This is a genomic window from Sporolactobacillus sp. KGMB 08714 (assembly GCF_036598985.1).
Classification (GTDB): domain Bacteria; phylum Bacillota; class Bacilli; order Bacillales; family Sporolactobacillaceae; genus Sporolactobacillus.
The window spans coordinates 122,979-146,278 of sequence record NZ_JAUUBW010000073.1 but is presented as its reverse complement, the minus strand read 5'-3'; the positions used below and the strand labels follow the sequence as shown (position 1 = coordinate 146,278).

At 51.5% G+C, this 23,300-nt stretch carries 23 protein-coding genes and 1 pseudogene; all 24 read right to left on the bottom strand.

What is annotated here, in order from left to right:
* Nucleotides 1-508: 508 nt before the first annotated feature.
* On the bottom strand, nt 509-691 hold the full coding sequence (locus Q6A92_RS19435; RefSeq protein WP_332239092.1) for a hypothetical protein: 183 nt from the start codon (nt 689-691) through the stop codon (nt 509-511).
* Between the two features lie 60 nt (nt 692-751).
* Nucleotides 752-1,606 carry a Cof-type HAD-IIB family hydrolase gene (locus tag Q6A92_RS19430; protein WP_332239091.1) on the bottom strand — a complete coding sequence of 285 codons (855 nt, stop codon included), beginning with the start codon at nt 1,604-1,606 and terminating at the stop codon, nt 752-754.
* An 80-nt stretch (nt 1,607-1,686) separates the two neighbouring features.
* Nucleotides 1,687-1,926 carry a UTRA domain-containing protein gene (locus Q6A92_RS19425; RefSeq protein WP_332239090.1) on the bottom strand — a complete coding sequence of 80 codons (240 nt, stop codon included), beginning with the start codon at nt 1,924-1,926 and terminating at the stop codon, nt 1,687-1,689.
* Nucleotides 1,923-2,261: a GntR family transcriptional regulator gene (locus tag Q6A92_RS19420; protein WP_332239089.1), complete on the bottom strand. Its 339-nt coding sequence runs from the start codon at nt 2,259-2,261 to the stop codon at nt 1,923-1,925. Before Q6A92_RS19420 ends, Q6A92_RS19425 begins: the two co-directional genes overlap by 4 nt.
* A 547-nt stretch (nt 2,262-2,808) precedes the next feature.
* Complete coding sequence (rnr, locus tag Q6A92_RS19415; RefSeq protein ID WP_274398625.1) at nt 2,809-5,151, bottom strand: ribonuclease R; 2,343 nt, start codon at nt 5,149-5,151, stop codon at nt 2,809-2,811.
* 20 nt (nt 5,152-5,171) lie between these two features.
* A complete protein-coding gene (locus Q6A92_RS19410; protein ID WP_332239088.1) occupies nt 5,172-5,921 on the bottom strand; it encodes an alpha/beta hydrolase in 750 nt (249 codons plus the stop codon).
* A 266-nt stretch (nt 5,922-6,187) separates the two neighbouring features.
* Nucleotides 6,188-6,418 (bottom strand): preprotein translocase subunit SecG, encoded by a 231-nt coding sequence (gene secG / locus Q6A92_RS19405; RefSeq protein WP_274398621.1) that lies wholly within the window; start codon nt 6,416-6,418, stop codon nt 6,188-6,190.
* A gap of 116 nt (nt 6,419-6,534) precedes the next feature.
* Complete coding sequence (gene tatC, locus Q6A92_RS19400; RefSeq protein WP_332239087.1) at nt 6,535-7,269, bottom strand: twin-arginine translocase subunit TatC; 735 nt, start codon at nt 7,267-7,269, stop codon at nt 6,535-6,537.
* A 38-nt stretch (nt 7,270-7,307) separates the two neighbouring features.
* Nucleotides 7,308-7,562 carry a twin-arginine translocase TatA/TatE family subunit gene (locus Q6A92_RS19395; RefSeq protein WP_274398618.1) on the bottom strand — a complete coding sequence of 85 codons (255 nt, stop codon included), beginning with the start codon at nt 7,560-7,562 and terminating at the stop codon, nt 7,308-7,310.
* Between the two features lie 113 nt (nt 7,563-7,675).
* Entirely contained in the window at nt 7,676-8,680 is a 1,005-nt protein-coding gene (gene hypE / locus Q6A92_RS19390; RefSeq protein WP_274398616.1) for a hydrogenase expression/formation protein HypE, read from the bottom strand.
* 3 nt (nt 8,681-8,683) lie between these two features.
* Nucleotides 8,684-9,793 (bottom strand): hydrogenase formation protein HypD, encoded by a 1,110-nt coding sequence (gene hypD, locus Q6A92_RS19385; protein WP_332239086.1) that lies wholly within the window; start codon nt 9,791-9,793, stop codon nt 8,684-8,686.
* Nucleotides 9,768-10,001 carry a HypC/HybG/HupF family hydrogenase formation chaperone gene (locus Q6A92_RS19380; protein WP_274398613.1) on the bottom strand — a complete coding sequence of 78 codons (234 nt, stop codon included), beginning with the start codon at nt 9,999-10,001 and terminating at the stop codon, nt 9,768-9,770. The genes hypD and Q6A92_RS19380 overlap by 26 nt, the downstream gene beginning before the upstream one ends.
* A gap of 71 nt (nt 10,002-10,072) precedes the next feature.
* Nucleotides 10,073-12,385: a carbamoyltransferase HypF gene (gene hypF, locus Q6A92_RS19375; RefSeq protein WP_332239085.1), complete on the bottom strand. Its 2,313-nt coding sequence runs from the start codon at nt 12,383-12,385 to the stop codon at nt 10,073-10,075.
* Nucleotides 12,370-13,029, bottom strand: a complete 660-nt coding sequence (hypB, locus tag Q6A92_RS19370; RefSeq protein ID WP_274398610.1) for a hydrogenase nickel incorporation protein HypB — start codon at nt 13,027-13,029, stop codon at nt 12,370-12,372. The genes hypF and hypB overlap by 16 nt, the downstream gene beginning before the upstream one ends.
* A 7-nt stretch (nt 13,030-13,036) precedes the next feature.
* Entirely contained in the window at nt 13,037-13,390 is a 354-nt protein-coding gene (locus Q6A92_RS19365) for a hydrogenase maturation nickel metallochaperone HypA/HybF (RefSeq protein ID WP_274398609.1), read from the bottom strand.
* Complete coding sequence (locus Q6A92_RS19360; protein ID WP_332239084.1) at nt 13,383-13,811, bottom strand: Rieske (2Fe-2S) protein; 429 nt, start codon at nt 13,809-13,811, stop codon at nt 13,383-13,385. Before Q6A92_RS19360 ends, Q6A92_RS19365 begins: the two co-directional genes overlap by 8 nt.
* Nucleotides 13,808-14,308: a HyaD/HybD family hydrogenase maturation endopeptidase gene (locus Q6A92_RS19355; RefSeq protein ID WP_332239095.1), complete on the bottom strand. Its 501-nt coding sequence runs from the start codon at nt 14,306-14,308 to the stop codon at nt 13,808-13,810. Before Q6A92_RS19355 ends, Q6A92_RS19360 begins: the two co-directional genes overlap by 4 nt.
* A gap of 57 nt (nt 14,309-14,365) precedes the next feature.
* Nucleotides 14,366-15,109: pseudogene (cybH, locus tag Q6A92_RS19350) on the bottom strand (Ni/Fe-hydrogenase, b-type cytochrome subunit); the annotation flags it as partial.
* Between the two features lie 13 nt (nt 15,110-15,122).
* Complete coding sequence (locus tag Q6A92_RS19345; RefSeq protein ID WP_274398607.1) at nt 15,123-16,850, bottom strand: nickel-dependent hydrogenase large subunit; 1,728 nt, start codon at nt 16,848-16,850, stop codon at nt 15,123-15,125.
* Entirely contained in the window at nt 16,843-17,934 is a 1,092-nt protein-coding gene (locus Q6A92_RS19340) for a hydrogenase small subunit (RefSeq protein ID WP_274398606.1), read from the bottom strand. Before Q6A92_RS19340 ends, Q6A92_RS19345 begins: the two co-directional genes overlap by 8 nt.
* Before the next feature lie 669 nt (nt 17,935-18,603).
* Nucleotides 18,604-19,893: a phosphopyruvate hydratase gene (gene eno / locus Q6A92_RS19335; RefSeq protein WP_274398605.1), complete on the bottom strand. Its 1,290-nt coding sequence runs from the start codon at nt 19,891-19,893 to the stop codon at nt 18,604-18,606.
* 207 nt (nt 19,894-20,100) lie between these two features.
* On the bottom strand, nt 20,101-20,862 hold the full coding sequence (gene tpiA / locus Q6A92_RS19330; protein WP_274398604.1) for a triose-phosphate isomerase: 762 nt from the start codon (nt 20,860-20,862) through the stop codon (nt 20,101-20,103).
* Nucleotides 20,863-20,911: 49 nt separating this feature from the next.
* Entirely contained in the window at nt 20,912-22,099 is a 1,188-nt protein-coding gene (locus Q6A92_RS19325; RefSeq protein ID WP_332239083.1) for a phosphoglycerate kinase, read from the bottom strand.
* A gap of 176 nt (nt 22,100-22,275) precedes the next feature.
* Nucleotides 22,276-23,283, bottom strand: coding sequence for a type I glyceraldehyde-3-phosphate dehydrogenase (gene gap, locus Q6A92_RS19320; protein ID WP_274398600.1), 1,008 nt, complete (start codon nt 23,281-23,283; stop codon nt 22,276-22,278).
* Nucleotides 23,284-23,300 lie beyond the last annotated feature (17 nt).

Genomic DNA, 23,300 nt, shown 5'->3' with positions numbered 1-23,300 from the left:
AGTGAGATACAGAAAATGTTTGAAAAACGGTACGGAATATAAACCCATCAAACATTTCTGGGGAGGGGGGTACCCCCTCCCCAGAAATAAAAGGCCATGACTTAATGGATACCCTGCCTTACACAGACTTATTGACAAACCCGTCCGGACGATGGTTTCGGTCTTCTCAGCCGGTTTTTCGGTCAATTCAGGCTCGCTTTCGGTCGGCGCAAGCAGTTTTTCGGTCGGGAGCCATCCTTTTTCGGTCGTCCGCGGCCGCTTATCGGTCTGGGACGATGGTTTCGGTCTTCCCAGCCAGTTTTTCGGTCAATTCAGGCTCGCTTTCGGTCGGCACAGGCAGTTTTTCGGTCGGGAGCTACCCTTTTTCGGTCGGGAGCCATCCTTTTTCGGTCGTCCGCGGCCGCTTATCGGTCCGGACGATGGTTTCGGTCTTCTGCCGCACTGAACAAGCCCATCAGTCAGCGCCGGATAACCTGGCAAGCAATCCGCAGTCGAAACCGGCCGGTCATTATTTTATTCTTTTTTTCGGTACAAGATCCAATAGCAGAAAAACAACGATAAAAACGACTGAGGAAAGAATCAGTTCAAGCGGTGTTTTTGTTTTGTCCGGCTTGATATAGGTAAACCAAATCCATTGAGCCGCGAAAATTGCAATAAACAGGCCTACATAATTAAGCACTTTTTTGATCATTCCGAGTCATCCCTCTTCAGTTTCATCATAGGTCAGCCGTTTCATCGTTTCTACTGTTATTCAATCATGTTCAGCGTTGCCGAGTACCTGATATATGGCATGGGCAACCCCATTCTCCTCACAGCGGGTCGTCACAAGATCGCATTTTTCCTTAATCGCGTCGTCGGCATTGCCCATGGCAACGCTGAGGCCTGCGACATCGAACATGGACAGGTCGTTATAATTATCGCCGACGGCCATGACATCGCTGAGCGAGATTCCGAGGTAATTGGCCAGATGGTCGAGCGCGTTGCCCTTGGATACATTCGGAGGCATGATCTCAAAGTTGCCGGTACCGCTTGTCACAATGCTGTAACGGTGCTGCGCTTCATAAACATCGCGGGCTTTCTTCAGTTTCACATCGTCAAAGGAAAAGACAATGATTTTATAAAATTCTGCCCCTGTTTTTTCAATCTCACGCCAGTCGCCGAAGAATCGATAAAAATCATCACGCGTCGCACCCTGGAAACCGACCGACCGGTCCTCATGAATGTTCAGGCGCTTCAGCTCTTCGTGAAGCCATTTCGTTCCGTCCTCCGGGACATAAATATTCTGCTCCGTGTAAACGCCGATATAGTATTTTTGCCTGACCAGCTCGGCAACAATCTGCAGCGTCCGTGTACGATCAAGGAAATCGGCACCCAGCAGTGTTCCGTCGGCCGAGTGAATTGTCGCTCCGTTCGTGCCGATCGCATGCGTATCTATATCGACATCTTTCATCTTGCTCTGGATGTCAAAAAAAGCCCTCCCGGAAGCGATGACCAGAGCGATTCCCTTTGAACGGGCGAACCTCAGCGCTCGCAGATTTTCCCAGCTGATCTCTCTTTCATTATTTAACAGAGTTCCATCCATGTCCAAAGCTATCAGTTTTATCATTTATTTCCTCCTGAACAATCATTATTGAAAAGACAGACGCCTACAAATACTCACGGCGCGCAAAGCCGGCAAAACGGAATTTATCCGCTCAATTCCGTGAATTGAAACAGCCGGGCATTATCCAAATATACGAGACTGCGGACAACAACGGCACTTGAAACGGTCGATAAAGTCAAATATTGCCTTGTTTCTTCTGTTTGTTGGAAGCCTATTTTCAGATTCAGTTCATTCTCAATATAATCTGACAGTGAGTACTCGCAAATATCTGCGGTCAGCTTCGGCACAACGTCCATCAGCAGGAAATCTTCGTCCAGAATCACCGTTTCACCGCCGACCCATTTAAATAAGCTGATGAACCATCATCTCCCAATGTTTTCCGGAGTGCTTGGCAAGCCCCCGGAAAATCAAAGCGGCCGACGTCAAGCAAGACCGAATCTTTCCCCCGGATCTTCTGAATATAGCCATTGCGTGAAAGGAGCGCAAGCGTTTTGCGGATCGTTTCACGGGAAGCCTTGTACTGATCGCCCATCTCATTTTCCGAAGGAAGGAGCCGACCGGCCGGTATCATTGCCTTACGGATTTTACTCGCAGGATCCTGATAAATGTTTGTAAAATTATTTTCATGAACGATCGTCACATTCCCTGTTCGCTTCAAGTCCCGGAACAGTATCCAGGACAAACCGCACCTTTACGCCATTCAGTATATATTATAGCAAATCTTTTTCAACTACCACTGGTTAAAATCAGTGGATTGACAGAGCGGTGCCCAGCAAGCAAAACCAAAGCTGAGCCGGAGCTTGACTTCCGTTATGCCTCACAGGCCGTGATCTGCCTGACCGTCTCAAAAGGAACTGTCAAAAAGTACATTGAAGATCAGTACAGCAACGGAGCCAAAAACAAAAAATGAAGAACAGGGCTTATATCCATGGATTGAAATCCGTGGCATTGCGTCAGTTTTTCGGTAAATGAACGCTCGCTAATCGTTCCAGCCATTGACAATGTCCTGAAAGTTCGCGCTTTACAGAGCGGCCTATTGCGCTTTCCGCCAAACAATAAACTCTTTTTGCGGTTGTTGCAGTCCCCTTGAAGTCATCCATTCATCCTAATTATATTATACCTTATGAGGCCGCACGTTTTGAGCGTGCAGCCCCCTAGAAAAAGTAAGACTCCTGAAAAATTTCAGGAGTTCGGTCGCAAACGGATTATTTATTTCTGCCCTTGTTCTTGACGTACGATTTGTTTTTTCCGAAATTACTGTTGCCATGGCCGTTTCCCTTGTACGTCGGGCGATGATCTGCCCCGCCGCCCGGCTTCCCGGCCGATCGTTTTTTCCCTTCATTTGCCGGCTTGACCGGTGCCTTTCCTTGAATGATCGTCGGACGCGATTTCCGCTGTCTCGGCTTCTGCGGTTTCATGCCGACGACCTCGAAATCGACTGCATGCTCGTCGAGGTTGACGTCAAGAACACGTACCTCGATTTCATCGCCGATCCGGTACAGATGGCCGGTGCGTTCGCCGATCAGCGCCATATTCTCCTCGCTGTAGCGGTAATAATCGTCGGTCAGATAACTGATGTGGACCAGTCCTTCGATCGTATTTGGGAGTTCGACAAACAGGCCGAAATTGGTCACACCGCTGACTACCCCTTCGAAGTTCTGGCCGATTTTATCCTGCATGAATTCGGCCTTCTTCAGGTCGTCGGTGTCCCGTTCCGCTTCAACGGCCCGCTGTTCGCAGGCCGACGTATGCTTGGCAATTTCCGGCATCCGCTCTTTCCAGTACGCCTGCGTCTTATTATCTGTCTGACGATCGAACAGGTACTTACGGATCAGCCTGTGAACCGTCAGATCGGGATAGCGGCGGATCGGCGATGTGAAGTGCGTGTAATATTCGGTTGAAAGGCCGAAGTGTCCGAGACACTTGTCGTCATATTTCGCTTTGGCCATCGAACGCAGCATCACGGTGCTGATGACCGCTTCTTCCGGCTGCCCTTTGACTTTTTCAAGCAGCGACTGCAGCGTACGCGGGTGAACATGATCCGGCGAGCCTTTGAGAACGTACCCGAAATTCACCGCGAAATCGAAAAACTTCTCCAGCTTTTCCGGATTAGGCTCTTCATGCACGCGATAGAGGAAGGGAAGATGCAGTTTTTCAAAATGTTCGGCAATCGTTTCATTCGCCGCGAGCATGAACGATTCGATCAGCCGTTCCGCAACCGTCCGTTCCCGCACAACGACATCAATCGGTTTTCCCTGTTCGTCGACAATAATTTTCGCTTCCGTAAAATCAAAATCAATCGCTCCGCGCTCGTTCCGTTGTTCTTCAAGAATATGGGCGAGTTCTCCCATCAGGTCGAAGAAAGGAATGAGATCGTGATAGCGTTCCAGTACTTCATCATCCTCACGCTGCAGAATCTTTCGGACATTTGTGTAAGTCATCCGTTCCGTCGTCCGTATAACACTTGGAAAAATCTCGTGGCCGACGACGACTCCCTTAGGCGTGATTTCCATTTCACAACTGATTGCAAGCCGGTCAGTCCGGGGATTCAGGCTGCAGATTCCGTTCGAGAGTCGGTGCGGAATCATCGGAATCACGCGGTCGACCAGATAGACACTGGTGCCGCGCTCGTAGGCTTCCGCATCGAGCGAGGATCCTTCCGTTACATAATGGCTGACATCGGCAATATGTACGCCCAAGTGATAATTTCCGTTATCCAGCCGGGTAACGGTGACGGCATCGTCCAGGTCTTTTGAATCCTCTCCATCAATCGTTACAATCGTTTCATCGCGAAGATCGCGGCGGCCGACAAAATCTTCAGGCCGGATTTCATCGGGAACGGCTTCGGCTTCGGACATCACTTCCGGGGGATAATCAAGCGGCAGGCCGTGCTTGTAGATAATCGAAAGAATATCGATGCCCGGATCATTCTTATGTCCCAGAATCTGGGTGATCATCCCTTCGGCGTTTTTTCTGCCTTCGGGATATTTGGTGATCTCGGCGACCACTTTGTGTCCCTCCATTGCCCCGTGTTCCGCATTTTCCGGAATGAAAATATCCCCGTTGATCCGGTTATCGTCGGGGATGACAAATCCGAAGTGTTTTCCCGCATTATAAGTGCCGACAACCTGCTTCACGGCGCGTTCAAGTATACGGATGACGGTGCCTTCAGGACGGTCTCCCCTGTCGCTGCTCTTTGCAGAAACCCGTATAATGACCGTGTCTCCGTTCATCGCCCCGGCCAGATCATTGGGTCCGACAAACACATCGTCCAGTTTTTCATCCTCCGGAATGATAAAGGCAAAGCCCTTGGCATGGCTCTGTACCCGGCCTTTCATCAGATTCATTTTCTCCGGAAGGCCGTAACGGTCCGATCGTGTGCGGATGACGAGCCCCTGCTGTTCCATTTCATTCATTGTTCTGACAAAATCGGCAAAGTTTTCTTTGTCGCTCGCGCTGAAGGCTTCCTCCAGCTCCTGCAATGTCATCGGCCGATAAGTTTCTTCCCGCATATAATCCAGAATCTCCTGAATGCGTTCTTCTGCCATGTACATAAACCTCCCTGTTCTTAGGAAACAGACCAATCCAGGCTTTCAAGAAACGCATAGATATCCTGGTCCAATTGCGCTTTTTCTGTTCCTAACGTGATCACGTGTGTGGACTGTTCATACCAATTCAATTGTTTTCTTTCAGACTGGATTTCATCATAAATAATCTCTGCACTGTTCGTATCAATCATTTCGTCAAGACGCCCCTGGACGACAAAAGACGGAACGGTAATGCGGTACAAATTAAGCCTGACATCACGGATCAAATCACGGACGGCGGCGAGCAGTTCCGGAACCTTCTTCCTGATCTCCGACATGTCCGCAGCAATTTCCCGATCATTTTCTCCCTGATAAATCTTATAATTCTCCGCATACTTGAGAACTCCTGCATAGATCCTGTCCTGCTTCCGGCTGCCCGCCGGCGCGCACATCGGTATTAATCCCTTCACTGGAAAAGTGTATCCACATTTGAGGGAAAATACCCCGCCGATCGAAAGGCCGCAAACGGCAATTTCCCGATAGCCGAGCCGATTCAGATAGCCGTAAGCCTCGCGGACATCCTGCCACCAGTCGGCCGGCGTCGTTTTCATCAGCTCTTCGGGAGGCACCGCATGCCCTTTGTAGTGCGGTCCGTAGCACGTATACCCGCGCTTGTACAAATAACGGCCCAGCTGGCGGACATCCGTTGAATTGCCGGTAAATCCGTGCAGGAGAAGAACGGCACGCGGTCCGCCTTCAAAAAAGAAAGGTTTCGGAGGCCTGACCTTCATTTCCCGTCATCCTCCCGGCAATTTTCTGTTTTCAGCCGGCTGGCCGTCTTAATCAACAGAAATTGCCATTTTCTCTGTTTCTTTACACATATTATACGCTATAATACGGAGCAGGTCTAAAGATCGCCGAAAAGCCGTGAAAACCGCGGCACGGCTTCACGTTCAGGGCTTATTCTGCGATTGTCCGGACTGCTGCGAAACAGCAAAACCGGAACGGCAATCCACCTCCGATTACCCCTCCGGTTCATTAAGTCCTGTATCCTCTTTTAAAAGTAGTAACCGAGCAGAAATGCGGAAACAAAGAATACGACTGAAAAAAAGACCGTCAATCGATTCAGACCGACCTCAATGCCTCTCGATTTCTGCTTGCTGAACAGTTGTTCCGCGCCGCCTGTGATCGCTTCAGAAAGGCCGTCTCCGCGGCTTCTCTGCATCATGATCAAAACCACCATGACCAGTGCGGAAACAAGCAGCACAACCAGCAAGAATGTATGCATGAACTAACGCTCCTATCTTCACGTTCAAGTTGCCTTCATCTTTAATTTAACATATGCTGTGCCCCGCCGCAACCGAAACGGAAAGAATCATGAATAAAGACGGCCACGCCGGCCTTTTATAAAGTCGACAGCTCTTTTTCGGCTGCCCGCATCCTTCTTTGTTTCCGCCGGAATGCCACGGAGGAAAATGTGACACTGATCTCATAGAGAAGGAGAAGCGGAACAGCGACAAGCGAATGCGAAACAAAGTCCGGAGGAGAAATCATCGTTGCCAGTATAACCAGGATGAGATAGGCAGCTTTCCGCATTTTCCGCATCCGGGCAGGTGTCAGAATGCCGAGATTCGTCAGGAAGACAACGACAACCGGAAGTTCGAAAAGGAACCCGAACGGCAGAACAATATTCAGTAAAAAGCCGAAATATTTTTCGGTCGTAAACATCACAGTGAACATGCCCGCATTCATGGCTACCAGAAAATGAAGGATATTCGGGAAAACAACGAAATATCCGAAAAAAACGCCGCAAAAGAACAGCAAAAAGATAGAAGGGATATAAGCCAGTGCGATTTTACGCTCTTTTTCCGTCAATGCCGGCGCGACAAATACCCAGAGCTGCCATGCCGCAATCGGAATCGTGACGCCGATCGCAACGACCCCGGCCAGCATGAAATAGACCCAGATGATATCCGTCGGACCGAGAACTGTCAGTTTCCCGCGTATGCTCAGATCATTGACCAGCCAGCGGTAAAGAGGGCGTACAAAGACGAGCGCACCCGCAAAGCTCAAAACAAACGTCACAAGTACAACAATAAATCGCTTGCGCAGATCATTCAGGTGTTCTAACAATGTCATCTTCTGACTATTCTTCATTTGATTTCACCCGAATTCTCTCAGTCTTTTTTTTCTCCCTCTGGTGTTTTGCTTTCTGTTGTTTCGCTTTCCGTTACTTTGCTCTCCGTGATCGTCTGCTTGTCTTTTTTCGGTTCGTCCTCTGTCGATGTCAGGCCCTGAGTGGCGCTTTTAAATTCCTTCAGAGACTTGCCGAATGCCCGGCCGATTTCCGGAAGTTTCGACGGTCCGAAAATGACAAGTGCCACAATCAGAATCAGGATTAAACCGGGAATACCGATATTGCCGATACCCATTTTTACCAGCTCCTTTTATAGTTGAAAGAATTGCCTTGATTCACTGCTTCTTAAGGTACTCTTCTGTGCCTCCGAAATCGTCAGGCGGGACCCGCATGCTTCCGGGCCTGGGTTTAACAGATTCTCGGAAGCATCATTCCGGACAGCCGGTGCAGGCGCCTTTTGCTGCCGAGCGGCGTTTCAAGCAGCAGCCGTCCCGCTTCTTTCCCAATAACATGCCCGATCACCTTGGCATTGCTTCCTTCGGGAAAAGCGCGCAGAGCGTCGAGCGTCTTCTGCCGATCTTCGTGGGCGACAATCAGGATCACTTTCCCCTCATTTGCCAGATAAAGCGGATCGAATCCAAGAATGTCGCAGGCACCTCTGACTTCATCCCTGATCGGGAGCGCGGCCTCGCTGATTTCAATGGCGGTGCCGAAATCTTCGGCGATTTCGACGAGCGTCGTCGCTACGCCGCCACGCGTCGGGTCGCGCATAATCCGGACATGTGCCCCGCTCTCCAGTACCTTGTCAATCATCCGATTCAGCGGCGCGCAGTCGCTCTTCAGATCGGTCATCAATCCGAGTTCCCCGCGGGCGGCCAGAATCGCAATGCCGTGATCGCCCAACGTCCCGCTGATAATCACATCGTCGCCTTCCTGTATCTCTTCCGGTCGGATGGCATGCTCCGTGCGCTGCAGGCCGATCCCCGTCGTATTGATATAAAGGCCGTCGGCGCCGCCCTTTTCCACAACCTTCGTATCGCCGGCAACGACGCGGACCCCGGCGGCCGCCGCTTCTTCCGCCAGCGACCGGACAATTGTCCGGAGATCGCCGAGCGGAAAACCTTCTTCGATGATAAATCCGGCCGTCAGATACAGCGGAACCGTGCCGGCAACGCTCAGATCATTGATCGTTCCGGCAACGGCAATCTTGCCGATACTGCCTCCGGGAAAAAACAGCGGATTGACAACGAAACTATCGGTCGTCACCGCGATGTTCCCGCTTCCCAGCGACAGTAAAGCAGAATCAAAGCGGGAAGCATCCTGATTCCCAAAAGCGGAGACAAAAACTTGCTGAATCAGTTTGTGGGCGAGTTCTCCGCCGTCTCCGTAAGCAAGCGTGACCTTGCGCTCCATCGGTCATTCATCCTCTCTCATATAAGCGTAATGTGCCGCGCAGCTGCCTTCCGTCGATACCATGCATGGCCCGATCGGATGCAGCGGCGTACAGGCTTTCCCGAAAAGGATGCATTCCTCCGGAGAAGCAATTCCGCAGATCATGTCCCCGCAGCGGCAAAGCGTTTTTTTCGGTTCTCCGACCTTGATGTTGAATCTCTTTTTCGCATTGAACCGGTCATATTTTTCACGGATGTCCAGTCCGCTCTGCGGAATTACGCCCAGTCCGCGCCACGCTTCATCGCACGGTTCAAAAAACTCGTACATGATTTTCTGCGCGGCCGTATTGCCTTCCGGCCGGACAACACTTTTATAATTATTGACAATGGCCGGCCGGTCTTCAATGATGATCTCCAGCAGTTTATAAATCGCGCTCAGCATTTCAACCGGCCCGAAACCGCTGATTACACCCGGCATGCGGAACTCATCGATCAGGAATTGGTACGCTTTTTCTCCAAGAACAATCGAGACATGTCCCGGAAGCAGAAATCCGTTAATTTTTACCTTTTTGACAGTCAGCAGTTCCCGAAGCACGGGCTGAACCAGTTTGGTTGTCGCCCACATCGAAAAGTTGCCGACATTTTTCTGCGCGGCCAGCTGGATGGCGGCAGCCAGCACCGGAACCGTCGTCTCAAATCCCACTCCGAGAAAAATCACTTCTTTATCCGGATTTTCTTCAGCAATCCTGACAGCGTCCAGCGGTGAATAGACGATGCGTACGTCGCGCCCATCCGTCTTCGCACTGAGCAGGCTTCTTTTTGATCCGGGAACGCGCATCATATCGCCGAACGTGCAGACGATCCGGTCATCGGACTCGGCGACTTCGATCATGGCATCGATCTGTTTCTGATCGGTGACGCAGACCGGGCAGCCCGGTCCCGAGATCAGCCGCACATGCCCTTTAAGCATCAGTTTGATACCCGTCCTGGCAAGTGCCATCGTGTGTGACCCGCAGACTTCCATAAAAGCGGGCACAATTCTTGTTTTTTCTTTATAGCGGTCGGCAAGCTGAATCACTTTCTGCGCCAGTTCTTTTGCGACACCGGGATCAACGGGTTCCAATAACGCCGGCACGGGCTATCTTCCCCCATTCATTCAGGCTATCGCGCGCGAAATCCTGATCGATGATCGACATTCCCTGCCCGGCGTGGACGATGACGTATTCGCCGACTTCCACTTCCGGTACAAAGAGAGTGCCGACTTCCATCTTTGTCCCCATCACGTCAACCAGAGCCGTATATTCTTTCTTCTCAATTACTTTTGCAGGAACACCTACGCACATGCTGTTCATCCTCCTAAAGTCATAATTTCTTAAATGATTCTGCCGGGACCTGAAACAGCCTTTCTAATCTCTCAATCGGCATTTTTTTCACCGGACACTCTGTTTTTCGCGGCGGCGATCATCAGCTGGCCGAGACACAGCCCGCCGTCGCCGCTCGGGAGCAGATGGTGCGTATAAACCGAGAAACCGCCGGCTTCCAGGCTTTCAGCAAGCCGACGCGACAGAAACGGATTATTCATGCTTCCTCCTGACAGCACGACCCGCCGACCAAGTTCAGGATGTTCTCCGGCGATGTCTTCCAGCAGGCTGCGGCACGCAGAAACTATCGTTTCATGAAAGCGGCGGATAATCGGCCTGAGCGGATCGCCGTCTAGCCGTTCGACAGCAATCTGTTCAATCATCGGTTTAAAGTCCAATTCTTTTAAGCCGTGTTTTTCAGTGACGATAAAGGGATAGGGCACTGCATCTTCAGCCGTCTGCGTCAGGCATTCGGACAGCCGGATGGCCGCTTCGCCGTCATAAGTGGATTCGCGGCAGATGCCCAGTATCGCGCTGACCGCGTCAAACAGCCGGCCGCATGTTCCTGCAAGCGGGCTGTTCAGTTTCAGCGAAAGCATGCGCGAGATCACGGCAAGGACCGATTCTTTGTCCGGAAAAAGGCGTCCGGCCAGACGGCGTCCCCGCTCGCCGAGAAGTTCGATCAGCATCGCCGCCGCATTGCGCCACGGTTCGAGAACGGCCCTGTCTCCGCCCGGAAGCGGCGTGTAGCGGAGATGAGCCAGCCTGCGGTAGCCCGATGCATCGCCATACAGCACTTCGAATCCCCAGATATTGCCGTCCTCTCCGTACCCGGTACCGTCAAGAATAATCCCGAGAACGGGCCCTTCCAGTTTGTTCTCCTCCAGGCAGGAAACAAGATGCGCATGATGGTGCTGTACGGGAACGATCGGCTTATTCATCTTTTCGGCGACTGATCGGGTGCTGTATAACGGATGCATATCCACGGCCACGGTTTTGACTTCAATCCCCATCCACTTCATCAGATGCGACAGCGTTTTTTTATAATGCCCGAGGCTTTCCTCGGCGGACAGATCGCCGAGATGAGGGCCGATAAAAATCTGACGGTGCCGTCCGAGCGCGAATGTGTTCTTCATTTCACTGCCCAGCGCAATCACTCCGTCCACATCTGTCCGCGCCGGCAGGGGATCGGGTACATAGCCTCTGGAACGCCTAAGGAAAAAAGGAGCACGTTCGCTCAGGCGGACAACCGAATCGTCAATGGCATGCAGGATCGGCCGATTGTGTGTCAGAATCCGGTCGGCAATTCCGGCCAAGTAGACGCGCGCCGGTTCATCTTCATAAAGAATCGGCAATCCGGACGGATTTGCGCTGGTCATGACCAAATAAGAAAAACTTCCGTCATCGAAAAGCAGATGATGCAGCGGCGTATAGGGCAGCATCACGCCGATTGTCCGGACTCCGGGAGCCAGCGTTTCGGGAAGCAGCCGGTCATAATCAGCGCCTTTTTCAAGCAGGACGATCGGCGCCTCCGGCGAACGAAGCAGGCTTTCTTCCCGATCCGAGACCACGGCAATCCGTCGTGCCGCTTCAACGGAGGCCGCCATGATGGCCAGAGGCCTCTCCGGCCTGTTCTTGCGTTGCCTGAGCTTTTCAACCAGCTCCCGATCGGCCGCGTCGCAGGCAAGATGGTAGCCGCCGATACCTTTGACCGCCACAATCATGCCGGACTCCAGTGACCGGACCGTCAGACGAACGGCATCGTCGTGCCGTCCGAGAACATTGCCGTCCATATCGATCAGCGACACATAGGGCCCGCAGGTATCGCAGGCAATCGGCTGCGCATGATGGCGCCGGTTGGACGGGTCGCTGTACTCCGCCGCACATTGATCGCACATCGGAAAATCTTTCATCGATGTGTACGGCCGGTCATAAGGAAGCGCGGCGATAATCGAATAGCGCGGACCGCACTGCGTACAATTGATGAACGGATAGCGGTAGCGAAAATTGCCGGGATCACGCATTTCACGCAGACAATCGTCGCAGACGGCCGAATCCACCGGTATGACCAGGGTCGATTTTCCGCCCCGGTCGCTTTCGAGGATCGTAAAATCCGTCAGGCCCGCTGCTGCGACATGCTCACAGGTCATCTCGTCAATCCGCGACAGCCTCGGCCTTTCCGAGACCAGCTTTTTCATCGCCAGGCGGATCGCTTCACGGGTCCCCTCCCAGACGATGCGGACACCGTCCATGTTATTCTGAACTGTCCCTTTCAGGCCGGCCTCCTGAGCAAGACGGAAGACAAACGGACGGAAGCCGACTCCCTGCACCCTGCCTCTGACGAGAACTTTTACGGCTTCGCACACGTTTCATACGCTTTCCTGAGCCAGTTCAGCCAGTTGTCGAAGCCGGCTCCGCTCACTGCCGAAATCGGCATGAGCTGCGAATCCGGATTGATTCCGTGCAGATCCTCTTCGGCTTTGTCCATATCGAAAGCGACGTACGGCAGCAGGTCGATTTTATTAATCAGAGCAAGTTCCGTCACATGGAACATCAGCGGATATTTTGTGATTTTATCGTTTCCCTCAGGAGTACTGAGGACAACAATCCTGTGATTCTGGCCGAGATCGAATTCCGACGGACAGACCAGATTGCCGACATTTTCAATAAATAAAATGTCGACTGAATCAAGGTCAAGATCCGGAAGTACTTTGGCAACCATCCGCGGATCAAGGTGGCACTCGCCCTCGGTCGCGATCTGAATGGCTCTGACGCCTGTCCGGCGTATCCGGTCGGCATCACGTTCTGTGGCGATATCCCCTTCAATGACACCGATTCGGAATTCAGCCGCGAGCGCCGAAATGGTTTTTTCCAGTATCGTTGTTTTTCCCGCCCCCGGTGAACTCATGATGTTGATCGCCAGCGTACGGGTTTTGTGAAAAAGCTGTCGATTGAATTCAGCCGCCCGGTCGTTATTCTCCATCACGTTCTTTTCCAGTGTGATTTTCATCCTCTTCTCAGCTCCCTTCGTATGATTCTATTTTAAACGTTTCTCCGGCAAGAAGCACTCCGAAAGGCAGTCCGCAGTCCGGACAAGTTGCAAGCAGCTGCCGGGGTTCATATTCCTTGCCGCAGACCGAACATCTGGCGCGCCCTTTCTCTCTGATAATCTTCAGCGATGCATCTCTTTTCAGAAGCGGAATTTCACCCGACAGCCGAAACGCATCAAAAGCGAAGCAGAGCGCATCGGGCAGGACATTGCTCAGATCGCCGACAATCATCGATACCTTTTCCACTGAACGGATCCCGTGCTTTTCAGCATCTTCCGCAACCATTTGCAGCGCGTCTCCCATCAGCCCCATTTCATGCATCAGAAAAGACCCCTTTATCCGGCAGACCGACCCACCATTTTTGCTGCTCATTTTTTACCGGGTAGATCGCAAGGTTCAGTGAACCTCCTTTTTCCCGCAACGAAAAAGATTTCTCACAGCCGGGACATACCAGCTGTTGATCGTAAGCGATCCACTGCGCCATTTCATGGCATTCCCGGCATTCCTTACCGCACGCCGCCGCCTTCTGCCCGTCAAAAAAAAAGCAGACCAGCCGGCCGCTAATCATCTGTTCACCATAGCCAAGGCTCAGATGGTCAACCGGGTACCAGCTGATCCCCTGCAATACATCCGCGGCGCGCTCTATTTTTTCTATATCATTTTCAAAGAGCGGATAGATAACTTCCTTGCCCGTTTCTGTCAGACTGCGTGCCACTTCTTTAAAAAAAGAACGCCGATTCATTTTTCACCACGCCAGCTGTCGATCTGCTGCTTTACCCGTTCAACCAGCTCTGGTACAGCTTTCTCCGCCGTGCCGGTAAGACTCACGCCGAGTTGCAAAGACGCCGGCTGGATGCCGAACATTACCATTCTCTCTGGAAGCCGGTCGCGAAGCTGGGCGGCAGAAATGACTTCCTGAAAACCGATCTGGTGCACCGACATTTTGATCCCGTTAAAAGAAGGAATCTGTTCTTTCTCCAATTTAATGATTTCCCCCGGCTGCTTTCCGGCATTAACGGCATCAATAATAATCAGCGAATCCGTTGCTTCAACAGGGCCGAGAAGCTGCATTCCTTCCGTCGTCCCGTCAATAAATTCAAGATTTTCAACGCCCTTGAGCGCCTTTATCAGGCGGGGAAGAATCTGAACGCCAAGCCCTTCATCGGAGTAGAGCGAATTTCCGATGCCGAGAATCGTAATCCTTTTCGCCCGATTCTCTTTCTCTATCGCAGTCGGCACGCCGGGCCGCAGATTCCGGGCAGCTGCCCCGGCCTGTTCTTCTGCCCGGTGCAGCGGTTCAAATTTATAACCGGTAAAAATCGACGACATGGTGCCATTTTTATCCAGCCAGTCTTCGCGGAAAGACAGGTAGACATGGACAACGATAAAAAACATGAAGGCCCAGGCAACCAGATGGTGCCAGGAGCGCACAGTAAAATCCGAGCCGCCGAAAATGAAGGGCACCCATGCAAAAGCCTTGCCGTAAATCGTATCCGGCTGCGGCTGAAACAGCATATAATAGCCGGTAAACACCATGATTACCGAGCCAAGTCCGATGAAGAGCCAGTAAGTGAGCTGGGCAAGCGGATTGTGGCCGATATAGTGCGGCTTATGATTCGGAATAAACAGGTAGCCCTTGATCGTCTCAACCATACCGAGCCAGAAATCTTTCTGGAGAATCTGCGACTTGGCGTAGTGATTGCCCTTGAAGGTCCAATACGCCCGGAAGATCAGATTCATCGTGAAAATGAAAGCCGTAAAGAAGTGAACATCCCGCACCCAGCCCATTGTAAAGCTGTAATAAGCATCGCCGTTCGTGCTCGGTGTGATGAACGGATGGCCGATATAGATCCCGGTAATCATCAGAACCACGATCGCTAAAGCATTCACCCAGTGGAAAATGCGAACCGGCCGTTCCCAGACATACACGGAATTGGTCACCCGCTCTTTTACAGCAAGGCGGTCCGCCTGACTCGTTTTTTGATTTCTCAAAGCCCGATTCGTTTTAATTAAGGGTCTCGCATCCGTTAGCGTTTTCATTCTTCTCCCCTCCTTATTCCTCCACCTGAATCGATGTCAGTTTGTTGTTTTCCAGATCCGTCAGATGCACGGCGCAGGCGAGGCAAGGATCGAATGAATGAACCACACGCAGGATTTCAAGCGGCTGATTCGTATCGGCAACCGGAACATTTTTCAGTGAGGATTCGTAGGCTCCGATCGTACCGGCATTATCGCGCGGCGAAGCGTTCCACGTCGTCGGAACGACGGCCTGATAGTTCTTTGTTTTGCCGTTCTCGATCTCGATCCAATGGCCGAGGGAGCCGCGCGGAGCTTCTACCGTACCGACACCGAAAGCATGCTGCGGCCATGTCTTCGGTTCCCACTTCGAATTGTCGAAAGTCGTCTGGTCGCCGCTCTTCAGATTGGCAATCAGACTGTTATAATCATCGCGAAGCCATCCGACGGCCATCACCGCGTCCAGCCCGCGGGCAACCGTCCTTCCGAGTGCGGAATGCATGGCACTGATCGGCACGTTCAGTTTTTTCAGCGTGTCATCGACAATCGCCCGATAATCGCCCTTGTTTGCTGCATAGCCGACCATAATCCGCGCCAGCGGCCCGGTTTCCATCGCATGGCCCTTCCAGCGCGGCGACTTGACCCAGCTGTACTTCCCGTTTGTATTCAGGTGCTGATAAGGCGGCTGCGGTCCGGTATAATTCAGCGCCGTTTCGCCTTTCCATGGATGACGGCCGCCGCTGGACTGTCCGCCGTACGTATACCAGGAATGGTCGATCCGCTCGCTGACCTGATTCGAATCACGCGGGTCTACGTCGAGAACTTCATTCATGTTGCCGTTGAGGATGATCCCTCTCGGCACCCTGTAAAGTTTCGTATCGCGGATGTCCTTTGTCGAAAAATCGCCGTAACAGAGATAATTGTTCAGACCGCCGCCGATCTGCTTGCTGCCCCAGTCTTTATAATACGAGCCGATCGCCAGCAGATCCGGAATGTAGACCTGGTTGACAAAGTCGTTGGCCTGCGAAATCAGCTGATCGATCTGATCCAGTTTCTCCGAGTGAATGCCGTTGTCCATGTTGAGATCCAGCGGTGTCGCCATGCCGCCGACCAGATAATGCGGATGCGGATTTTTCCCGCCGAAAATTGTATGGATTTTAACGATCTCTTTCTGCCAGTCCAGTGCCTCCAGATAATGTGCGACAGCGAGCAGGTTAATTTCAGGCGGCAGTTTGTAGGCGGGATGGCCCCAGTAGCCGTTCGCAAATACACCCAGCTGGCCGCTGTCCGCAACCTTTTTTATTGTCTGCTGAACACTTTTGAAGTAGCCCGGCGAGGAATTCGGCCATGAAGAGATGGACTGGGCAATCCGGCTTGTCTCATTCGGATTAGCTTTCAGAACACTGAGCGCGTCCACCCAGTCAAATGCATGAAGATGATAGAAATGAACGACATGATCATGAACCATGATGGTTTCATTCATCATATTTCGAATCAGATTGGCATTTTGGGGAACATGGATGCCGAGCGCGTCTTCCGCCGAACGAATGCTGGCGAGAGCATGCACCGTTGTACAAACGCCGCAAATACGCTGGGCAAAAGCCCAGACATCGCGCGGATCCCTGTTTTTGACGACCAGTTCAATGCCGCGGATGGCGGTCCCTGAACTGAATGCATCTGTAATTTGTCCGTTCTGCACGTCTGCTTCGATCCGCAGGTGTCCCTCTATTCTTGTCACCGGATCGACAACTACACGTTTACTCATTCTGATCACCCTTATCCTGCTGCTTGTTTTTGTGGTGCTTGACAGCGGCCGTTATCCCGGCATGCGCACCGACACCGACAGCTGCGGCACCAACTGCCACTGTGCCCCATTTCTCCGGATTAACCGTCGTCTGCGTCAGCGGAAGTTTTGCGTAACGCGTATAGAACGGACCGTTGTCCCAGAAGTCGGCTTCCGAACAGCCGATGCACGGATTTCCCGACTGGATCGGATAGCTGACGCCTCCGTTCCAGCGCAGTTCGGCGCATGCATTATACGTTGTCGGGCCTTTGCAGCCGAGTTTATAAAGGCAATAGCCTGCTTTCAGATTCGGATCGTCAAAAGACTCCGCAAAGAGGCCGGCATCAAAGTAGGCTCTTCGGTTGCACTTATCATGAATACGGTGGCGATAGTAAGCTTTCGGTCTGCCCAGCATATCGGTTTCCGGGAGCTTATCAAAAGTGACGATATGAGCAAGAACACCGGTCATGACTTCGGCAATCGGCGGACAGCCGGGGACACGGATCACCGGAATTCCCTGAAGTACCGACGCTGCAGGCCGCGCCCCGGTCGGATTCGGATTCGCCTTGGCGATTCCTCCCCATGAAGAACACGTGCCGAAGGTCAGCACTGCCTTGGCATTGGCAGCCGCCTCGCGCAGGAGATCAGCCCCTGAGCGGCCGCCGATCGTCAGATATCCGGCCGCCTGAGGCACGCTGCCTTCCACGACGAGAGCATACTGGCCTTTATACTTTTTCAGCACATTTTCCTTTGCCGTTTCCGTCTGGAAGCCCGCCGCTGCCGTCAGAAGTTCCATATATTCAAGAGAAATCATGTTGAAGATGACACTTTCCGCTTTAGGGTATGAAGAACGGATAAAGGATTCCGAACAGCCCGTGCAATCCTGCATCTGCAGCCAGATAACCGGAATGCGAGTTTTTGTTTCCATGGCATGAGCAACCTGGCCGGTCTGGGAAAAATCAAGTCCCATTGTAGCAGCCAGCGTCGCACACATCTTTAAAAATGTTCTTCTTGAAAAGCCTTTGGCTAAAACGCTTTCATAAATTGTTGGCTCCCCATTTTTCAAGTTAATCGCTCCCCCCCGAATCCTATTGACTCTTAGATAAAAGCTCAGTGGACATTGAATCTTTTTGACCTTGCTCAAGCGGCATAAAGACTGACAGAACCATTTGAACGCAGCATGGATCCCGAAATACGCCCTTATCCTTTCATTACAAAACAGCTCGGGCGCGGCGATCATTTATCCGCTCCGGTTCAAATATCGGCTAACCTATTTGGTTACCAATTAACTTAATGATAGTAAACTGCAATTTTATTTAATATGACATTTATCACATACAAAAATTATTATATATATTAAAATAGGAAAGCGTTTACACTCTATTTTGAACGAAGAGACCTGCAAAGTTTTTTATCTTTGCAAGTTCAGTCGTTTTCATGGACCGGCTTCACAGAATCGTGAATCGGCAGGTTAGCTGCTAAAGAATATGTGGGCGGATCTTCCAAAAAAAGGCAGAACACAGCCCGCTGCTCGGTGTCTAGAGCCGGCAAATGAACCAAGCAGTTTCATCTTAAACCCTTTGCTATTTTAAAACAACAAAGAATTTTTTAATTATCTTAAGCTGTAAAGATATTTTTAATGGTCGTAGGCAACAAAGAATTTTTTAATTGTTTTTCATTTAAGCAGCAAAAAGAGGCTGTCCCAAAGGGACAGCCTCTTTATAAAGTTCCGAAATTATTTGCTTGACAGATTGTAGAACGACGCGTCGCCGAGGTATTCGGCGGAAGCGCCCAGATCGTCTTCAATTCTGATCAATTGGTTGTATTTCGCAATTCGATCCGTTCTCGCAAGAGATCCGGTTTTAATTTCACCCGCGTTCGTCGCGACAACGATATCGGCAATCGTCGTATCTTCCGTTTCGCCTGAACGGTGCGAAACAACGGCTGTGTAGCCGGCTTTCTGAGCCATTTCAATGGCATTCAATGTTTCAGTCAGCGTACCGATCTGATTGACTTTAATCAGAATCGAGTTCGCAACGCCCATGTCAATACCCTTTTTCAGATAGTCTGTGTTGGTGACGAACAGATCGTCTCCGACCAGCTGAACGCGGCCGCCGAGAGCCTTCGTCAGTTTCTGCCAGCCTTCCCAGTCGTTTTCATCCAGCCCGTCTTCAATTGAGATGATCGGGAATTCATCAACGAGCTTTTGGTAATAGTCAATCATTTCGTCTGTCGTCCTGACGACGCCTTCGCCTTTGAAATTGTACTTGCCGTCTTCATACAGTTCGGAAGATGCAGGGTCGATTGCCAGTTTAACATCGACGCCCGGCTTGTAGCCGGCTTTTTCGATCGCTTCAACGATCGTCTTAAGAACTTCCTCATTGTTTTTAAGGTTAGGCGCAAAACCGCCTTCGTCACCGACTGCCGTCTGATGCCCCTTGGCAGCCAGTACGGATTTCAAAGCGTGATAAACTTCGGCTCCGATGCGAACCGCTTCAGCAAGAGATTCGGCACCGACAGGCATGATCATGAATTCCTGGAAGTCGACACTGTTATCCGCATGCTTTCCGCCATTCAGAATGTTCATCATCGGCGTAGGAAGAACTTTGCTGTTGACACCGCCGAGGTAACGGTACAGCGGGAGGTCGAGCTCATCGGCAGCAGCATTGGCGGCAGCGAGCGAAACACCGAGAATCGCGTTGGCGCCAAGCTTGCCCTTATTTTCCGTACCGTCGAGATCGATCATCGCCGTGTCGAGTGCCACCTGATCCAAAACTTCCATGCCGACAACTTCGGGAGCGATAATTTCATTAACATTTTTAACGGCCTTGAGAACACCCTTGCCGCCGTAACGGCTTTTATCGCCGTCGCGCAATTCGACAGCTTCGTGTTCGCCGGTTGACGCGCCGCTTGGAACAAGAGCCCGGCCCTTGCCGCCGGCCTCTGTATAAACTTCAACTTCAACAGTCGGATTGCCGCGCGAATCCAGTACTTCGCGTCCGTAAACTTCTACGATTTGAGACATTCGCTATCTCTCCTTATCATTCTTTCGAGTTAATTTCAGAAAATCACGGGTGATTCCTCCGGCAGGTGCCGCCCGCTGTCCGGACAGCGGCGGTCTTCTGCCGGCGGTACTCTCCGGTTTTCACAATGCCGGAAATCATCAGATTTTCAATGAACAGTCAGATTGCATCTTCCGTACGCACAGCCAAAAAACGCGGTCCGCAGAAACTCAGGCTTTGGCGGCTTCCAGCAGCGCCAGGAAGGATTCGGGCTGCAGGCTTGCACCGCCGACGAGCGCGCCGTCGATATCGGACTGAGCCATGAAATCGGCAATGTTGGCGGGTTTTACGCTGCCGCCGTACTGAATGCGTACTTTCTCAGCGGCCGCTTCGCCATACAGTCCGGCCGCCGTTTCGCGAATGAAACGGCCGACTTCGTTTGCGTCTTCGGCAGAAGCCGATTTTCCCGTTCCGATGGCCCAGATGGGTTCATAGGCAATAACAACGGCCGGAGCCTGGTCGCCCGGAACCCCTGCAAAGGCTTTGGTAACCTGTCTTTTAACGACAGCCTGCCATCTTCCGCCTTCCCGTTCGTCAAGCGTTTCGCCGACGCAGACAATCGGCAGCAAGTGGTGAGCAAAAGAGGCAAGCACTTTTTTATTGACGGTATCATCGGTTTCGGCAAACATTGCCCTTCTTTCAGAATGGCCGATGATAACATAGTCCACACCGAGGTCTTCCAGCATGACCGGGCTGACTTCGCCGGTGAAAGCGCCGGAATTTTCAAAGTGAACATTCTCAGCACCGATCTTCAAATTGGAGCCCTTGGCATCGGCAACGATACGATCAAGAGCGGTAAAAGGAGCAGCAACGACCGAATCAACGATATCGGGCGAAGGAACTTTGTCCTTCACTGCTTCGACGAATCCGTGCGCTTCCCTGACCGTCTTGTTCATTTTCCAGTTGCCGGCAATAATCGGTTTACGTGACATATACGACACCTTCCCTTTCTTGCAAGTTGCAATCTTTATTTACTTTCCGTTATTCCGCGTCATCCAGCGCAGCGACACCGGGAAGTACTTTGCCTTCCATCAGCTCAAGCGAAGCGCCGCCGCCCGTCGAAATGTGGCTCATCTTGTCCGCTAAATGGAACTTTTCAACAGCCGCAGCAGAATCGCCGCCGCCGATGATCGTCGTCGCATCGGTCGCCTCGGCCAGTGCTTTAGCGACATCAGCCGTTCCCTTGGCATAAGCGTCCATTTCAAAAACGCCCATCGGTCCGTTCCAGACAACGAGCTTGGATTTTTTGATTGTTTCCGAGAACAGGGCGACCGTTTTCGGGCCGATGTCCAGGCCCATCCATCCTTCAGGAATCTGATCGATGTCTACTGTCTTCTTGTTGGCCGTTTCAGAAAATTCATCAGCAACAACGGCGTCGACAGGTGTCAGAAAGTTGACACCCTTTTCCTTTGCCTGCTCCATGAATTTCTTGGCCAGATCCAATTTATCGGCGTCAAGAAGCGACTTGCCGATGCCGAAGCCTTTCGCTTTGATGAATGTGTAAGAAAGACCGCCGCCGACAATCAGATTGTCCACTTTGTCCAGCAGATTTTCAATCACGCCGATCTTATCGGTAACTTTTGCACCGCCGATAATAGCCGTAAACGGATGCTTCGGATTGTCAAGCGACGCCGCCATGACGTTCAGTTCCTTTTCCATCAGGAAGCCGGCGACGGCAGGAAGATAGTTCGCGATGCCTTCCGTTGACGCATGAGCGCGGTGGGCGGAACCGAATGCATCATTCACATAAACATCCGCGAGCGAAGCAAACGCCTTGGCAAGTTCAGGATCGTTCTTTTTCTCGCCCTTTTCAAAGCGGACATTTTCAAGTAAGAGCACGTCGCCGTCTTTCAGCTTAGCGACAGCGGCTTCAACATCGGGGCCGACGACTTCATCGGTCTTGGCAACCGGTTTGCCGAGCAGTTCGCTGAGACGCTCTGCAACCGGATTCATCCGCAGCGATTCCTTGTTTTCCGCTGTCGGACGGCCAAGGTGAGAAGCAAGAATGACTTTAGCGCCGTTTTCAATTAAGTATTTGATGGTCGGAAGCGCGGCACGGATACGCGTGTCATCCGTCACCGTCGTACCGTCTAGCGGAACATTGAAGTCAACGCGGCAAAAAACTTTTTTCCCTTTAACATCAATGTCGCGAACGGTTTTCTTTGCCATGTCAAAACCCTCTTTCCACTTTTAATTCACAAACAAAACCGGGTAAAACAGGCCGCCGCGGCGGCCGTCCCGGGCTGTTCTTATACGGATGCTCCCTGTAAACAAGAAATCCGTATAAAATAGCGGAAACAGTACTGTTTCCGCTATTCAAGTTCTATTCAAAAATGCCCGGCCGATTATTTCGAAAGCTTAGCAAAATATTCAAGCGTTCTGACCAGCTGAGAAGTATAGGACATTTCGTTGTCATACCATGCAACGACCTGAACAAGCTGCTTGCCGTCGACTTCGAGGATCTTCGTCTGTGTTGCGTCGAACAGAGAACCATAAGTAATGCCGATGACATCTGAAGAAACGATCGGGTCTTCGTTATAGCCCAAAGTTTCGTTAGCAGCTGCTTTAATCGATTCATTGATTTCTTCAACAGTTGTATTCTTTTTCAGTGTTGCATAAAGCAAAGTCGTTGAACCTGATTTTACCGGAACACGCTGGGCAGAACCATCGAATTTGCCTTTCAGTTCAGGGATAACAAGAGCAACGGCCTGTGCAGCACCTGAAGAAGCAGGAACGATGTTTTCAGCAGCGGCACGGGCACGGCGCAGGTCGCCTTTTCTGTGCGGGCCGTCCAGAGTCATCTGGTCGCCGGTATAAGCGTGAACCGTCGTCATCAGGCCTTTTTCGATACCGAATTTGTCATTCAGAACTTTAGCAACCGGAGCTAAAGAGTTCGTTGTGCAGGATGCGCCGGAGATAACTGTTTCCGAGCCGTCCAATGTTTCATGGTTAACGTTGAATACGATCGTCTTCATGTCGCCTTTTGCAGGAGCGGAGATAACAACTTTCTTAGCGCCGCCCTTGAGATGAGCTTCCGCTTTGTCTTTCGAAGTAAAGAAACCTGTGCATTCAAGCACGATATCAACACCGAGGTCACCCCAAGGCAGTTGTGAAGGATCAGGGTTGGCAAGGACCTGAACTTTTTTGCCGTTAACGACGAAATAGCCTTCTTCGACTTTGACTTCGCCGTTGAAACGGCCCTGGGTCGTATCATATTTCAGCAGATTTGCCAGCATTTTAGCATCTGTCAGGTCGTTGATAGCAACAACTTCCAATTCGGGAACGTCCTGAATTCTTCTGAAAGCCAGACGGCCGATGCGACCGAAACCATTAATACCAACTTTAACTGTCATACCAATAATGACCTCCT

Excerpts from the sequence above, each read along its gene's own strand:
- Q6A92_RS19430 (WP_332239091.1), bottom strand. The coding sequence starts at position 1,606 with ATGATAAAACTGATAGCTTTGGACATGGATGGAACTCTGTTAAATAAT.
- Q6A92_RS19410 (WP_332239088.1), bottom strand. The coding sequence starts at position 5,921 with ATGAAGGTCAGGCCTCCGAAACCTTTCTTTTTTGAAGGCGGACCGCGT.
- tpiA (WP_274398604.1), bottom strand. The coding sequence starts at position 20,862 with ATGTCACGTAAACCGATTATTGCCGGCAACTGGAAAATGAACAAGACG.
- eno (WP_274398605.1), bottom strand. The coding sequence starts at position 19,893 with ATGTCTCAAATCGTAGAAGTTTACGGACGCGAAGTACTGGATTCGCGC.
- hypB (WP_274398610.1), bottom strand. The coding sequence starts at position 13,029 with ATGAAAATCACACTGGAAAAGAACGTGATGGAGAATAACGACCGGGCG.
- Q6A92_RS19380 (WP_274398613.1), bottom strand. The coding sequence starts at position 10,001 with ATGTGCGTAGGTGTTCCTGCAAAAGTAATTGAGAAGAAAGAATATACG.
- Q6A92_RS19365 (WP_274398609.1), bottom strand. The coding sequence starts at position 13,390 with ATGCATGAAATGGGGCTGATGGGAGACGCGCTGCAAATGGTTGCGGAA.
- secG (WP_274398621.1), bottom strand. The coding sequence starts at position 6,418 with ATGCATACATTCTTGCTGGTTGTGCTGCTTGTTTCCGCACTGGTCATG.
- rnr (WP_274398625.1), bottom strand. The coding sequence starts at position 5,151 with ATGGCAGAAGAACGCATTCAGGAGATTCTGGATTATATGCGGGAAGAA.
- Q6A92_RS19435 (WP_332239092.1), bottom strand. The coding sequence starts at position 691 with ATGATCAAAAAAGTGCTTAATTATGTAGGCCTGTTTATTGCAATTTTC.
- tatC (WP_332239087.1), bottom strand. The coding sequence starts at position 7,269 with ATGACATTGTTAGAACACCTGAATGATCTGCGCAAGCGATTTATTGTT.
- gap (WP_274398600.1), bottom strand. The coding sequence starts at position 23,283 with ATGACAGTTAAAGTTGGTATTAATGGTTTCGGTCGCATCGGCCGTCTG.
- Q6A92_RS19360 (WP_332239084.1), bottom strand. The coding sequence starts at position 13,811 with ATGAATCGGCGTTCTTTTTTTAAAGAAGTGGCACGCAGTCTGACAGAA.
- hypE (WP_274398616.1), bottom strand. The coding sequence starts at position 8,680 with ATGGAGCGCAAGGTCACGCTTGCTTACGGAGACGGCGGAGAACTCGCC.
- Q6A92_RS19345 (WP_274398607.1), bottom strand. The coding sequence starts at position 16,850 with ATGAGTAAACGTGTAGTTGTCGATCCGGTGACAAGAATAGAGGGACAC.
- Q6A92_RS19325 (WP_332239083.1), bottom strand. The coding sequence starts at position 22,099 with ATGGCAAAGAAAACCGTTCGCGACATTGATGTTAAAGGGAAAAAAGTT.
- Q6A92_RS19395 (WP_274398618.1), bottom strand. The coding sequence starts at position 7,562 with ATGGGTATCGGCAATATCGGTATTCCCGGTTTAATCCTGATTCTGATT.